This is a genomic window from Marinoscillum furvescens DSM 4134, assembly GCF_003386095.1.
GTDB classification, from domain to species: Bacteria; Bacteroidota; Bacteroidia; order Cytophagales; family Cyclobacteriaceae; genus Marinoscillum; species Marinoscillum furvescens.
Window position 1 is genome coordinate 14,267 of sequence record NZ_QREG01000033.1, and the last position, 12,622, is coordinate 26,888.

The 12,622-nt window shown below is 46.7% G+C and carries 10 protein-coding genes and 1 pseudogene; 4 read left to right on the top strand and 7 right to left on the bottom strand.

Annotation, left to right across the window (positions count from 1 at the left end; genetic code table 11):
• The first annotated feature begins 7 nt into the window (after window positions 1-7).
• A complete protein-coding gene (locus C7460_RS22190) occupies window positions 8-3,451 on the top strand; it encodes a pyruvate carboxylase (RefSeq protein ID WP_115870344.1) in 3,444 nt (1,147 codons plus the stop codon).
• 64 nt (window positions 3,452-3,515) lie between these two features.
• Here C7460_RS22190 and C7460_RS22195 read toward each other — a convergent pair whose 3' ends face one another.
• From C7460_RS22195 to C7460_RS22205, 3 genes are all read right to left on the bottom strand, one after another.
• Window positions 3,516-4,742 (bottom strand): hypothetical protein, encoded by a 1,227-nt coding sequence (locus tag C7460_RS22195; protein ID WP_115870345.1) that lies wholly within the window; start codon window positions 4,740-4,742, stop codon window positions 3,516-3,518.
• Between the two features lie 96 nt (window positions 4,743-4,838).
• Window positions 4,839-5,531 carry a potassium channel family protein gene (locus tag C7460_RS22200; RefSeq protein WP_115870346.1) on the bottom strand — a complete coding sequence of 231 codons (693 nt, stop codon included), beginning with the start codon at window positions 5,529-5,531 and terminating at the stop codon, window positions 4,839-4,841.
• A gap of 2 nt (window positions 5,532-5,533) precedes the next feature.
• Window positions 5,534-6,937, bottom strand: a complete 1,404-nt coding sequence (locus tag C7460_RS22205) for a TrkH family potassium uptake protein (protein WP_170148141.1) — start codon at window positions 6,935-6,937, stop codon at window positions 5,534-5,536.
• A 58-nt stretch (window positions 6,938-6,995) separates the two neighbouring features.
• Between C7460_RS22205 and C7460_RS22210 the strand changes: the two genes are divergently transcribed.
• On the top strand, window positions 6,996-7,487 hold the full coding sequence (locus tag C7460_RS22210) for a DUF6495 family protein (protein WP_115870348.1): 492 nt from the start codon (window positions 6,996-6,998) through the stop codon (window positions 7,485-7,487).
• On the opposite strand, the gene C7460_RS22215 is transcribed toward C7460_RS22210, so the two are convergent.
• Together C7460_RS22215 and typA are read right to left on the bottom strand one after the other, a co-directional pair.
• Complete coding sequence (locus tag C7460_RS22215) at window positions 7,484-8,467, bottom strand: bestrophin family protein (protein ID WP_115870349.1); 984 nt, start codon at window positions 8,465-8,467, stop codon at window positions 7,484-7,486. The two genes, C7460_RS22210 and C7460_RS22215, sit on opposite strands and share 4 nt — an antisense overlap.
• A 121-nt stretch (window positions 8,468-8,588) precedes the next feature.
• Window positions 8,589-10,361, bottom strand: coding sequence for a translational GTPase TypA (gene typA / locus C7460_RS22220; RefSeq protein WP_115870350.1), 1,773 nt, complete (start codon window positions 10,359-10,361; stop codon window positions 8,589-8,591).
• Between the two features lie 167 nt (window positions 10,362-10,528).
• Here typA and C7460_RS22225 point away from each other — a divergent pair, with 167 nt between their 5' ends.
• The gene (locus tag C7460_RS22225) at window positions 10,529-10,939 is read left to right on the top strand and encodes a QcrA and Rieske domain-containing protein (protein ID WP_170148142.1); all 411 of its coding nucleotides are present in this window, start codon (window positions 10,529-10,531) and stop codon (window positions 10,937-10,939) included.
• Between the two features lie 45 nt (window positions 10,940-10,984).
• A complete protein-coding gene (locus C7460_RS22230) occupies window positions 10,985-11,989 on the top strand; it encodes an alpha/beta hydrolase (RefSeq protein ID WP_115870352.1) in 1,005 nt (334 codons plus the stop codon).
• A gap of 106 nt (window positions 11,990-12,095) precedes the next feature.
• Here the strand turns inward: C7460_RS22230 and C7460_RS24165 are convergent.
• A pseudogene (locus tag C7460_RS24165) lies at window positions 12,096-12,296 on the bottom strand (Txe/YoeB family addiction module toxin); the annotation flags it as partial.
• A 47-nt stretch (window positions 12,297-12,343) separates the two neighbouring features.
• The gene (locus C7460_RS22240; protein WP_115870366.1) at window positions 12,344-12,598 is read right to left on the bottom strand and encodes a type II toxin-antitoxin system Phd/YefM family antitoxin; all 255 of its coding nucleotides are present in this window, start codon (window positions 12,596-12,598) and stop codon (window positions 12,344-12,346) included.
• Window positions 12,599-12,622: the final 24 nt, after the last annotated feature.

Sequence of the window (12,622 nt, forward strand, 5' to 3'; positions counted from 1 at the left end):
AATCCTTATGGAAAACCACAAATTTTTTAAGAAAATCATGGTAGCTAACCGCGGGGAGATTGCCATCCGTGTTTTGCGTGCCATTTCAGAGCTTCACATTCGGTCCGTAGCAGTGTATACGCATGAGGACCGCTACTCGCTGCACCGTTTCAAGGCTGATGAAGCTTATCAGCTAGACCCGGAAAGTGAGCCGCTAAAACCTTACCTGGACATAGAGCAGATCATAGCAGTAGCTAAAGAAAACGATGTAGACGCTATCCATCCAGGGTATGGTTTTCTCTCTGAGAATGTCACCTTCGCTACCAGATGTAGGGAGGAGGGCATTACGTTTATTGGCCCCGAGCCAGAAGTGATGTCGCAGCTGGGTGACAAGGTGATGGCCAAAAAGGTAGCTCGCGCTGCGGAAGTACCCGTGATCGAAGACAATCAGGTGGTGCTCAGCAATGAGGAAGTAGCCAAAGCTGAAGCTAAGCGCATCGGCTATCCGGTGATACTCAAAGCGTCTGCTGGCGGTGGTGGACGCGGCATGCGTGTAGTGCGTGACGAGAGTACGCTCATTCATTCTTTTGCGGAAGCACGCTCCGAGGCAGGTAAGGCTTTTGGTGATGATACCATCTTTCTGGAAAAATACGTGGAGAACCCTAAGCACATCGAAGTGCAGGTGCTTGCTGACAACCATGGCAATGTGGTACACCTTTACGAGCGTGACTGCTCAGTGCAGCGGAGGTTTCAGAAAGTGGTAGAGGTAGCTCCCAGTGAAGGACTGAAGGATGAAACCAGAGAGCGACTGTATGCCTATGCGCTTAAGATTGCGCGGCAGGTCAATTACAACAATGCTGGTACGGTAGAATTTCTCATAGACCCTGATGAAAACATCTACTTCATAGAGGTAAACCCTCGTGTACAGGTAGAGCATACCATCACCGAAGAGGTGACGGGTGTGGATATTGTTCGGTCACAAATATTGATCGCCGCAGGTTGTGAGCTTTCACATCCGCAGATCTATATCAAGTCACAAGATGATATCCGTACTCGCGGTTATGCCATACAGTGTCGGGTGACTACCGAAGACCCTGAAAATGGCTTCCGTCCGGATTATGGCACCATCATAGCCTACAGAAGTGCCGGCGGTTTTGGCATACGCCTCGATGCAGGCAACGTCTACAACGGCGTGAAAATCTCACCTTTCTTTGACTCTCTGCTGGTAAAAGTGACAGCCAAAGGACGTACGCTTAAAGGGTCTGCACAGCGCTTACACCGGGCCTTACGCGAGTTTAGAGTGCGTGGTGTCAAAACCAATATCGGCTTTCTGGAAAATGTGATTTATACCAAAGATTTCTTTGAAGGCAAAGCCACGGTAAACTTCATCGATAGCCACCCGGAGCTGTTTCAGATCAAAAAGAGCTTTGATAGAGGTACCAAGACCCTTAGCTACATAGGCGAGGTGTCGGTAAATGGCAACCCGGATGTGAAGTCTTACGATCCCAATAAGAAATTTAGGCCGCTGATCGTACCAAAGGTGGAAAAGGGAGCACCTGTGCCAGAGGGTACACGCGATCTCTTGAAAAAACTGGGAAGGGAAAAGTTCGTAGAGCACTTCAAGAATGATCCAAAAATTTACTTTACGGATACCACCTGGAGAGATGCGCACCAAAGTTTGTTGGCTACCCGTTTTCGTACGGCTGACATGCTCAAGGTAGCCAGAAGCTATGCCGTACAAAATCCGGAAATCTTTTCACTAGAAATGTGGGGTGGAGCCACGTTTGACGTGTCCATGAGATTCCTCAAAGAAAGTCCATGGAAGCGACTCCAACTGTTGCGAGAAGCGGTTCCTAATATCTTGTTTCAGATGCTCCTGCGTGGATCCAACGGCGTAGGCTATACCGCGTATCCGGACAATTTGATCGAGCAGTTTATAGAGACGTCTGCCAAAAACGGCATGGACATTTTCAGGATTTTTGATTCGCTCAACTGGATCGACAACATGAAAGTGAGTATCAATGCTGTGCGAGAGCGTACCGAGTCTCTGGCAGAAGCATGTATTTGCTATACAGGCGAATTGCAGGATCCGGATCAGAAAAAATATACGCTACAGTACTATGTGGACATGGCCCGGCAGCTGGAAGATGCCGGAGCGCACATGCTGGCGATCAAAGATATGGCTGGCTTGCTGAAGCCCTACACTGCTGAAAAACTCGTTGGGGCACTCAAAGAGGCCGTAGACCTGCCCATTCACTTACATACGCATGATACTTCTTCGGTGCAGTCAGCGATGTACCTAAAAGCCGTAGAGGCAGGAGTAGATATTGTGGATGGCGCCCTGGCGTCTATGTCTGGGCTCACCTCACAGCCAAACCTCAACTCCCTGGTGGCTACGCTCCAGTACCACGAGAGAGGTAGGGATATGAACCTGGATTCGCTCAACCAGCACAGTACCTATTTTGAAGGCGTGCGCGATTATTATTATCCGTTTGAGTCGGAGCTCAAAGCAGGTACTGCAGAAGTTTATCACCATGAAATTCCTGGAGGGCAGTATTCTAATCTTCGCCCTCAGGCCATAGCGCTTGGTTTGGAGCATAAATTTGAGACGATCAAGCGCAACTATGCGATCGTCAATAAGCTGTTTGGCGATATTGTCAAAGTGACTCCATCTTCCAAAGTGGTAGGAGACATGGCCATGTTTATGACATCCAATGGCCTTACGCCAGAGGATATTGTTACACGTGGTGAATCCCTAAGTTTCCCAGAATCTGTGGTGGGCTTTTTCCGAGGCGAACTTGGGCAGCCCCATGGTGGATTTCCGGCGGAGATCAGCAAGCTTATTCTGAAAAATCAGCAACCGCTCAACGGGCGCGCCAATGATCAGATGGATCCGGTAGATTTTGATAAAGAGTTTGCGGCTTTTCAAAAAGACTTTCCAGGGGCCGATTTCGAAGACTTCCTTTCGTACAAACTGTACCCGAAAGTATATAAAGAATACTACGACCATATACAGCAATACGACGAAGTAAGCCACTTGCCATCTCCTGTGTTTTTCTATGGCATGAAAGAAGACGAGGAGATTTTGGTGGAAATAGCCAAAGGCAAGACCATCATCATAGAAATGGGCTACATCACGGAGCCAGATGAAGAAGGCATGCGCACCGTGTCGTTTAAGCTCAATGGGCAATCGCGAAAAATCCAGATCAGAGATAAGAAGGCTTCTGTGGACAAAGTGTCCAATAGAAAAGCTGACGGACCTGGTGAAGTGGGGTCTCCACTACAGGGCCGTATCGCGGAGGTGAAGGTGAAGAAAGGTGCCGAAGTGAAAAAAGGAGATGTGCTTTTCGTGATAGAGGCCATGAAGATGGAAACCAGCGTTTCTTCCCCGAAAGATGGGGTTGTTACGGGTATTCAGCTCCGTGCGGGCGATTTAGTGCAGCAAGATGACCTGGTCATTGAGTTGGATTAGTACTCAACTCTATCAATCAATACACGAGAGGCTGTAGTAAAAACACTTTTACTGCAGCCTCTTTTTATTTCAGCTTGATGGCCCTGAGGTGTAATTTGCGATCCGGGTCTGGTGTGTAGTTGCTGTCAGTATAAGCGTCCCACGCACTGTTGCTGATGTATAGTATCTGATCATTTACCAGTACTCCCTGGGTGGGTTCACCCAACGGGTAGAGGCTTTGATCCAGGGTTTCAGCATGTATTACTTCGGCTTGGCTTAGGGTGATTTGGAGGGCCCTTTTGGGAGTAGTTCCATTTTGAAAGGCTATTAATTTTCCGGCGTGATACACCAGCCCATCGATGCCTTTGTCTGCATACCAGCCCATGCTTTTCACGGGACGCACTTGCTCAGTTGAGAGGTCTACATGATACAGACCCGTGATGTAGTCTGCGAGGTAGAGGTGGTTACCGTCTATCGCCAGCCCCTGCAGGTTGTACAATTCATTGGAGAAGTCAAAGCGTTTGGTGGCTCCGGTGCTAGAGAGTTCGTAGACAGCATTGTTTAGGCCGTCTGTAGCCAGTGCTGTGCCTTCCTGATAAGCGATCACATCACCAAGGAGTGCATTGGGCACTTCGTATTGGAAGATTACTTCGAAATTTTGAGGGTTTAATCCGAAAACGGAAGATTGGTTTTTGAGCTGCTCCTCATACCGGTTCATTTCTGGAAGTGCTGCCGAGACTACCCACAAGATATTTTGGGTGGCATCCATCCCCATGACGCTGTAAAGTTTTGCATGATCAAATACCGGAGACATGCTTTTTTTATCGGCTATAAACAGCCTGCGCGAATTGACAGAACCCAGCAATAGGTCTCCAGATGGGAGGGAAGTGATGGATTCTATATGATGCTGGGACTGATCGAGCTTGTGGATGGTTTTGCTATTGCTGATTCTTAGGTTTAGTTCATTGACGAACGTTTCAAGATCTAAAAAATCGGAACGCTGGTGTAAGCTTTTAAAATCCTCATCTTGGTGATAGTTAAGGCTGGCGTTCATCGTCAGGTGATGCTTGAGTGTTGCTATGGCTGCTTTGGGTTGTTTGGTAAGGGCATAAGCAGCAGCCAGGTTGTAAGTAATAGCGGGATGGTTGGGACGCAAATCATTGGCTTTTTGTGTGAAAAACAAAAAGCCGTCATAGTGCTTTGCTTCATAGGCAGCAATGCTCTGCTGGTAGTAGCTTCTAAGGCTGTCTCGCTGCCCGCTGGCTGCATAGTGCATGCAGATCAGGGTTGCAATGATAAAGGTTGGTTTCATGCCATAATAAACAGCTGAAAAACAGGCTTATACCAGTCAATAATGATTAGTTGCCGGCTGGTGCTATAGACGGATATTAACGGGGCTGAGCGGTAACTATTTCTGTTCCTTTAGCTTTTCCAGGTGTTCATTTTCGCCAATTACCACCAGCACATCTCCTTGCTTGATGTAGTGAGAAGCTTTCGGAATCAATTTTACCTTTTTCTGAGCGTCTTCTATGGAGATGACCTGTACTCCAAATTCACTTTTGAGGTTGAGTTCACCGAGGGTTTTGCCAATAAACTCTTCGTTGGGTGTCCAGTCGATGATAGAGTAGCTGTCCGTGAGTGGGATGTAGTCCAGTATGTTGGGGTTGTCGATGCGCTGCGCCAGACGTAGCGCACTTTCTTGCTCCGGAAAGATGATTTCACAGTCACCGATTTTTTTGAGGATTTTCGCATGGTCTTCTGCTACGACCTTTACATAGATATTTTCCACTTCCAGTTCGTGTAGGTGGTACACGATGAGCAGGCTGTCATCGGCTTTTCTGCCAAGGCTCACGATCACCGCATCCACGTCTTTTACTCCGGCTTTTTCGAGAAAGCTCGCATCTTTTGCATCACCGATTATTCCTTTGGTGACAAATGGCTTCACCTTTTCGATGCGGTCTTCACTTTGGTCTATTGCCACCACTTCAAAGTTGCGCTCGCTGAGGTAGCGCGCCAGAAAACGCGAAAAGGTGCTCATGCCGATGAGCATAAAGGACTCATTGCGTCCTTTACCCGTGATTTTATCAAAATTGATGTTCATAGCTATCCTACTAATATATCTTCTTTAAGGTATCTGAGGTGAAATTGTTTTTGCGTTTTTAATGCCAATACCAATGTGATGGGCCCAAGCCTACCCAGGTACATCAGTACGGAGACGATCACCTTGCCTGCTGGTGACAGGTCGCCAGTGATGCCCAGTGAAAGCCCCACCGTACCAAAGGCAGAAACCGTCTCAAAGAGCACTTCCATGAAAGTAAACGGCTGCTGATGTAAGTATACTTCGGTGAGTAAGAGCAAAAACATAAACGTAGCGATGGTGAAGATGGCGAAAAACACAATGGACGCAGCTTTGGAAAGTGTTTTTCCGGGTATACGCCGGTAGAAGAGGTTGATGTCCTGATTTTCTGAAAATTGACGGGTCATGCCCTGCAGGAAGAGCATAAATGTGGTGGTTTTGATGCCTCCGCCACAAGATCCCGGTGAAGCTCCGATAAACATGAGCAGCATGAATACAAACAGGGTGGGGGCAGAAAGTTCGCTAATAGGAAGTAATGTAAATCCTGCGGTTCTGGTGGTAGCAGATTGGAACAGTACGGTGAGGACCTGATCGCCCCAAGGCATCCCGGAAAGTCCACGGGTGTACTCGAGTGCCACAAAAAATACCGCTCCCACCAGCAACAGAACGACGGTAAGGCTGATAGTAATCTTAGAATGAAGACTCAGCCGGCTGAAAAAGTGATTGCCTAGATGTTTGGCCTGTGCGTTGATGTCGAAAATGACAATAAACCCCAGTCCTCCGGCGATGATCAGCAGGATATTGGTGAGCACAAACCATCCGTCCGCAGCATAGCCCGCATAGGTGCCCGGTAGTATATCAAAGCCCGCATTGCAAAAGGCAGAGATGCTTTGGAAGATTCCATAATATACGGCCTGATCCCAGGAAAAATGCTCTAAAAACCGGTAGGTAAGGATGGCTGCACCGATGATTTCCAGTACAAAAGTGAACGAAAATACTGTAACGATAAGCTTTCCTAGCTCACCAATAGGATTTTGGCTAAAACTGTCCACTAGTAGCCCTCTACCGCTGATGGTGAGTTTTCCTACAAATAAGAACATAAAAAACGTGCTAAATGACATGATGCCTAGTCCGCCGAGCTGAATGAGTGCCAGTAGTGTAAGCTGACCAAATAGAGAGAGGTCTGCCGCCGGGTCCATCACGGATAGGCCCGTGACACAAGTAGCGGATGTAGCCATAAATAGCGCGTCTATTGTACGCATGGAGCCCGGCGCAGCGGTAGCAGCCGGTAGGCAGAGTAGCACAGTACCAATCCCGATGGCCAACAGAAAGCTAAGCAGAATCATTCGTGGAGGGCTGGACAGCAGATGATACGAAAGCCACCGGCTAATCCTGGGTCTTCCTTTGAATAAGTGAGTGATCGCTTCCATATCTCTGGTTGGCATTTTTATCTTTGCGGCCCTTATACAATCTGCAAACTAACGCGCTATGCCCGTATCTCCTAAATACCGCAACCTCACTTCAGATGAGCTCAAAAACCTGGAAAAGGAATTTGTAGACTATCTCATCGTCAATGGCATTACTGCTGATGACTGGGTGCGCCTGAAAGAGCAGGAGCTGGACAAGGCCGAGGATATCATAACGCTCTTTAGCGATGTGGTGTTTGAGGGTGTGCTGAGAAAGGTGCAGTACCTGGAGCATCGGTCCAGTACGGATATCAAGGCTTTTCAATGCTTACAGGACAAAATCATCCTAATGGGTATGAGTGCAGAAAGCCATGATGTAGACTTTACAGCCAGAGACTTTTGGGAAAAAGCCAAGGAGGAGGCCCCTGACGGAGTGCAAGTGTATACCACGGAAAAAGCCTATGGCAAGACGCGCGAAATGGAGTTGTTCGAAATGATCGAAAATGGGTGCGCTATTTCGGAAGGGCAGTCTTTTAAGGCGATTTCGCTTGCGCTTGCCAGTAAGCAGGGTTAGAGTAAGAATCCTTTCATGTCCTGTATGGGTTCGGGAATGTTTTCATCATCAATCATCTCCCTTATGTCAATTTCTATTCCTCTGGATATTTGAGTGATGGGCACGTCGTTGTAGGTTCCCTCGAATGGGTTTTCAGAGTAATCACCAATTTTTTCCATCAAGAAAAATACCCAAATAATAAGAGCAGAGATCACCGGACTGAACCAATAAATCCAGGGAGCGGTATCAATAAAGACATTCAGTATACCAAAAGGAACAAATGCTGAGAATACAAAGGTCATCCATAGCGCTGTAGAGGCATATTGTCTCGGAAAAGGAAAGTTTTTGATGCGTTCGGCTTTGCCCTGGTTTTCATAAAATTCTTTGATCAGCTCATGAAACGCCATGTGACGAAAATCCTCAAAGTGGTTGGAGTCTCGCAACTGCTGCAACCTCGCTGCCTGATGGCGCATGATCTGAGTGGCTTTATTTGTTTTGCCGTTTAGAGCGGAGAGTTCTTCAGGCGGGAGGTATTGAGATAGCTCCTTATCCAGTTTGTTGTTGTAATCTTCGCAAATGGTAGGAGAGTAGATGCTTAGTCGGTTTTGCGTGTGCTCCCAGGGTTTGCTGAGTCGGAGCTGATGACGCAAGGCGGTCATCCATGCGATGTGTCGGTAGATTAGTTCTTTTTTGATCTTATGAGCATTATTGCCCTGAACAAAGGAGACTACAGCTGCACCAAAAGATCGGCTGCTGTTGACGATAGCCCCGTAGATCTTGCGTGCTTCCCAGGTGCGATCATAGGATGAGTTGTTTTTAAACCCCAAATAAAAGGCTACGGCAATACCTAAGATCGTTACGGCACTCCATGGAATGTGTAGCTGGTTTTCCAGAAAATGAGAAAGGGTAAAAACGGAAAGGCTGTAAAGCAATCCAAGGATAAAGGGCTTTTTGGACCAGTTAAAAGTCATCCAAAAGCCATAGTTTCTTTTGGTGTACATAGTCGGTTTGGTAGGTTGCCCTTAGAAGATACGCAGAAATAGCGAAGGAGCAGGTCTTGCAACAAAAAAAGCTACCTGATGGTCAGGTAGCTTTTTTCATTATGTATATCCGATGGTGTAATTACGGTTTAAACTGAATCTTACGCATGCGCAAAGATTCGGGAGTTACTTCCACGTATTCGTCTTTCTGAATGTACTCCAGAGCATCCTCTAGTGAAAATTGACGCTTAGGAGCTACTTTGGAGTTGTCATCAGAGCCAGACGCACGCATGTTGGTCAGCTTCTTGCCTTTCACCACATTTACAGCCAGGTCATTGCCACGTGAGTGCTCACCGATTACCTGACCGATGTAGAGCTCATCTCCCGGATCGATGAAGAAAATGCCTCTATCCTGGAGTTTGTCCATCGAGTAGGCAGTACTTGCACCAGCTTCCATGGCGATCAATGATCCGTTGTTTCTTGTAGGGATTTCACCTTTCATAGGCTCATAAGCCTTAAATCTATGCGTCATTACCGCTTCGCCTGCCGTAGCAGTAAGCATGCGGTTTCTGAGACCGATCAGTCCACGTGCAGGGATGTCAAATTCCAGGTGCTGGATACTGCCTTTTGGCTCCATTACCTTCAGGTCACCTTTACGCTGCGTGGCTAGTTCTATCACTTTTCCGGAGTAATCTTCCGGCACGTCTACCACCATGTGCTCTATAGGCTCCATCTTTTGGCCATCTACTTCTTTGATCAGTACCTGTGGCTGACCTACCTGTAGCTCATAGCCTTCACGTCGCATGGTTTCGATCAGTACCGACAAGTGAAGAATACCCCTTCCATATACCAGGAATTTGTCCTCCGAGCCGGTTTCCTCGATACGTAGCGCGAGGTTTCTTTCTACTTCTTTGAACAGACGGTCTCTGATCTGGCGTGAGGTAACAAACTTTCCTTCTTTACCGAAAAATGGTGAATCGTTGATTGAGAAAAGCATACTCATGGTAGGCTCATCTATGGCGATTCGTGGGAGTACCATAGGGTTTTCTACATCTGTGATGGTGTCCCCAATATCAAAATCTTCGATGCCTGTAACTGCGCAGATATCTCCGCAAGGCACTTCTTTTACTTGTTTCTTTCCTAGTCCTTCAAAAGTATGCAGTTCCTTTATCCGCACCTTTTTGATGGTGCCATCTTTTTTGGCCAAACCGAGCTGGGCGCCTTCTTTAAGAGTGCCCTGCACCACCTTACCAATGGCGATTCGTCCTACGAAATTGGAGAAATCCAAAGAGGTGATTTGCATAGCAGGTACGCCTTCCACCACTTTAGGTCCCGGTACTTTTTCCAGGATGATGTCCATGAGGTAGGAGATGTCTTCCGTTTGCTTTTGCCAATCCGGGCCCATCCAGCCGTTTTTACTTGATCCGTATACAGTAGTGAAGTCTAGCTGCTCTTCAGTAGCATCCAAAGAAAACATCAGGTCAAATACCTGCTCCATTACCACTTCTGGCTGGCAGTTTTCTTTGTCCACCTTGTTGACCACCACGATAGGGTTGAGGCCTAGACCGAGAGCCTTGCTCATTACAAAGCGGGTTTGAGGCATAGGTCCTTCAAATGCGTCTACGAGGAGTAGCACGCCATCAGCCATTTTAAGTACACGCTCTACTTCACCACCAAAATCGGAGTGACCAGGAGTATCAATGATGTTGATTTTTACTCCTTTGTAGTTTACAGATACGTTTTTAGATAAAATGGTAATTCCGCGTTCACGTTCCAGGTCGTTGTTATCCAGTATAAGGTCGTCGAATTCCTGGTTTTCTCTAAAGAGTTTAGAGAAGTGGATCATCTTGTCTACGAGGGTAGTTTTGCCATGATCTACGTGTGCGATGATGGCGATATTTCTAATTTCAGTCATAAATCCTATTAAAAAAGGACCGCAAAAATAGCTGATATACAGTCAAATGTTTGGTATATCAAAAAAAGAATTCGTTAAACTTCATCTGATGACCAATTAATTGGCATAAAATCCAACTAAAGGGTTTAATCGTAGGTTGAATGAGCATACCAACAAAACCCTACAATATGAAAAAGAGAGAATTTATCAAACGAGCAGGATTAGTGGCTGCCCTGGCGGGCTTTGGGCTTACCCTCGAAAGCTGTAGTGAAGATGAGGAGCCAGCACCTACCGGGGGTAGTGGACTTACTGTCGATTTGAGTGTTTCACCATTTTCGAGGCTAAAAGATCCCGATAGCTGGCTATTGCATCCAGATGAAAACATCCTACTGGTCAATGTGGGAGGTAGTATTAGTGCATTTAGCAGTGCTTGTACTCATTCTGGATGTACACGTGATTGGACATTTTCGGGAGAATTTATCTGCGGCTGCCATGGCTCCCGATTTAATACCACAGGGCAGGTGACCAATGGTCCGGCCACCAGTGCGTTGGCTCGTATTTCCGTTTCTCGAGAAGGAGATGTGCTTACTTTGGGCTAGCCGAATTCTTTCTGTATTTTGCCTTTGCAAAAGCCTGTAAAAGATATGAAATACCTCATAGGATTGGGGGTGGCTATCCTTGTAATCGCCGCAGCCTACTTTTTTGGCCCCAGAGCCAAATTTGATCCCATTTTGTCTCCTGAAGTTGAGCTTTGGGACATTTCTTTGGATAGTCTGGATCGCTACGTACGAGCCAAAGACCAGGATTTGCCTAACCTCAAGCCTGATAATGAATCGCGGATCGTATGGGCTGACAGCATCCGAAAAACGCCTTACAGTGTGGTGTATTTGCATGGCTTTACTGCCAGTCCTATGGAGTCGCACCCTACACATGTGGAGTTTGCCAAACGGCTTGGGTGTAACCTGTACATTCCTCTGCTGGCGGGGCATGGCCTGGAAGATGAAGACTCTTTTTTGGAGCTGACGCCCAATGAGCTGATAGCATCTGCTAAAGAAGCGGTGGCTATTGGGCAGTTACTGGGGGAAAATGTGATCGTAATGTCCTGTAGTACTGGCAGCACATTGGCTATATATCTGGCAGGAGCCAATGTGGAAATCATTGACGCTTTGCTGATGTATTCGCCTAATATAGCGCTGTTTGACCGCTCAGCCCGGATGCTCACTGGTCCCTGGGGTGAGCAGATCTTAAAAAAGATGCTCGGTGACTACCGCAAGCCAGCCAAAGAACCAGAGGGACCTGCTAAACAGTACTGGACCACCACCTACCGGACCGAGGGCTTGATCGCATTGCAGGCGCTTCTTGACGAAACCATGACACCTGAGGTGTTTGAGCGCGTAGAGCAGCCGTATTTTGTGGGTTTTTATTACCGAGACGAAGAAAACCAGGACAAGACCATCTCTATAGATGCCATCAGGGCTTTTGACCGCTATACGGCTACTCCTGCAGATCACAAAAAGCTGATGGCTTTTCCCGATGCGGGTGAACACGTGATTGCCAATCCTGTGAAAAGTAAGAATGTGGAAGCGGTGCTGGAAGCTTCGTTGGAGTTTGCGGAGGAAATGCTGGAGGTGAACGTAGTTACTGAATGACAATTATCATGAGATGAACTTCGAGCCCTGTGCCAGGCTCTTGCTAAGTATTGGTAATTCTTTATTCTTGATGGAATTAAGTTTGAAGAAACACTCTTATTCCCAATTAGTCATAATGTAAACGACACTTGGCTATCAGAATCGCATCGTCTTTAACCTGATAAATTAAGCGGTGCTCCGTATCTATTCTTCTAGACCAAAAACCTTAATATTAATACTTCAATGGTTCTGGTTTGCAGATCCCTGAAAATGGATTTCTGGAGATGTCTTTTAAAAGTTGATTAATGCGTTTGAGCGTCTTTTTATCAGTTTTCTGCCATTAGAGGTCCCAAGATTCTTCCACAAAAACGAACTTCATTCTTCAATATGGTCTTTGGGAAATGAAGAGCCATTATTGAGTTTATCAATGGCGGAATCTAGCCGTCTCTCGTTGGTTTTAGATGAGAGTTCATGGTTGGTAGCACACAGTGAGTTATATTCGGCTAGTGACATGATGACCACACCATTGTCTTTACCACGGTTAATGATCAAAGTCTCAAAATTTTTTGTTACCCTGTCGAGGTAAGACTTAACGTCTTTGCGAAAATCTGATATCGTGGTAGTAAGCATGTTTTTAGTACATTGATATGTACT

Bases quoted from the DNA above. Each gene is read 5' to 3' on its own strand.
- C7460_RS22190 (WP_115870344.1), top strand. From the start codon at position 8: ATGGAAAACCACAAATTTTTTAAGAAAATCATGGTAGCTAACCGCGGG.
- C7460_RS22195 (WP_115870345.1), bottom strand. From the start codon at position 4,742: ATGAAACCAACCTTTATCATTGCAACCCTGATCTGCATGCACTATGCA.
- C7460_RS22200 (WP_115870346.1), bottom strand. From the start codon at position 5,531: ATGAACATCAATTTTGATAAAATCACGGGTAAAGGACGCAATGAGTCC.
- C7460_RS22205 (WP_170148141.1), bottom strand. From the start codon at position 6,937: ATGGAAGCGATCACTCACTTATTCAAAGGAAGACCCAGGATTAGCCGG.
- C7460_RS22210 (WP_115870348.1), top strand. From the start codon at position 6,996: ATGCCCGTATCTCCTAAATACCGCAACCTCACTTCAGATGAGCTCAAA.
- C7460_RS22215 (WP_115870349.1), bottom strand. From the start codon at position 8,467: ATGTACACCAAAAGAAACTATGGCTTTTGGATGACTTTTAACTGGTCC.
- typA (WP_115870350.1), bottom strand. From the start codon at position 10,361: ATGACTGAAATTAGAAATATCGCCATCATCGCACACGTAGATCATGGC.
- C7460_RS22225 (WP_170148142.1), top strand. From the start codon at position 10,529: ATGAAAAAGAGAGAATTTATCAAACGAGCAGGATTAGTGGCTGCCCTG.
- C7460_RS22230 (WP_115870352.1), top strand. From the start codon at position 10,985: ATGAAATACCTCATAGGATTGGGGGTGGCTATCCTTGTAATCGCCGCA.
- C7460_RS22240 (WP_115870366.1), bottom strand. From the start codon at position 12,598: ATGCTTACTACCACGATATCAGATTTTCGCAAAGACGTTAAGTCTTAC.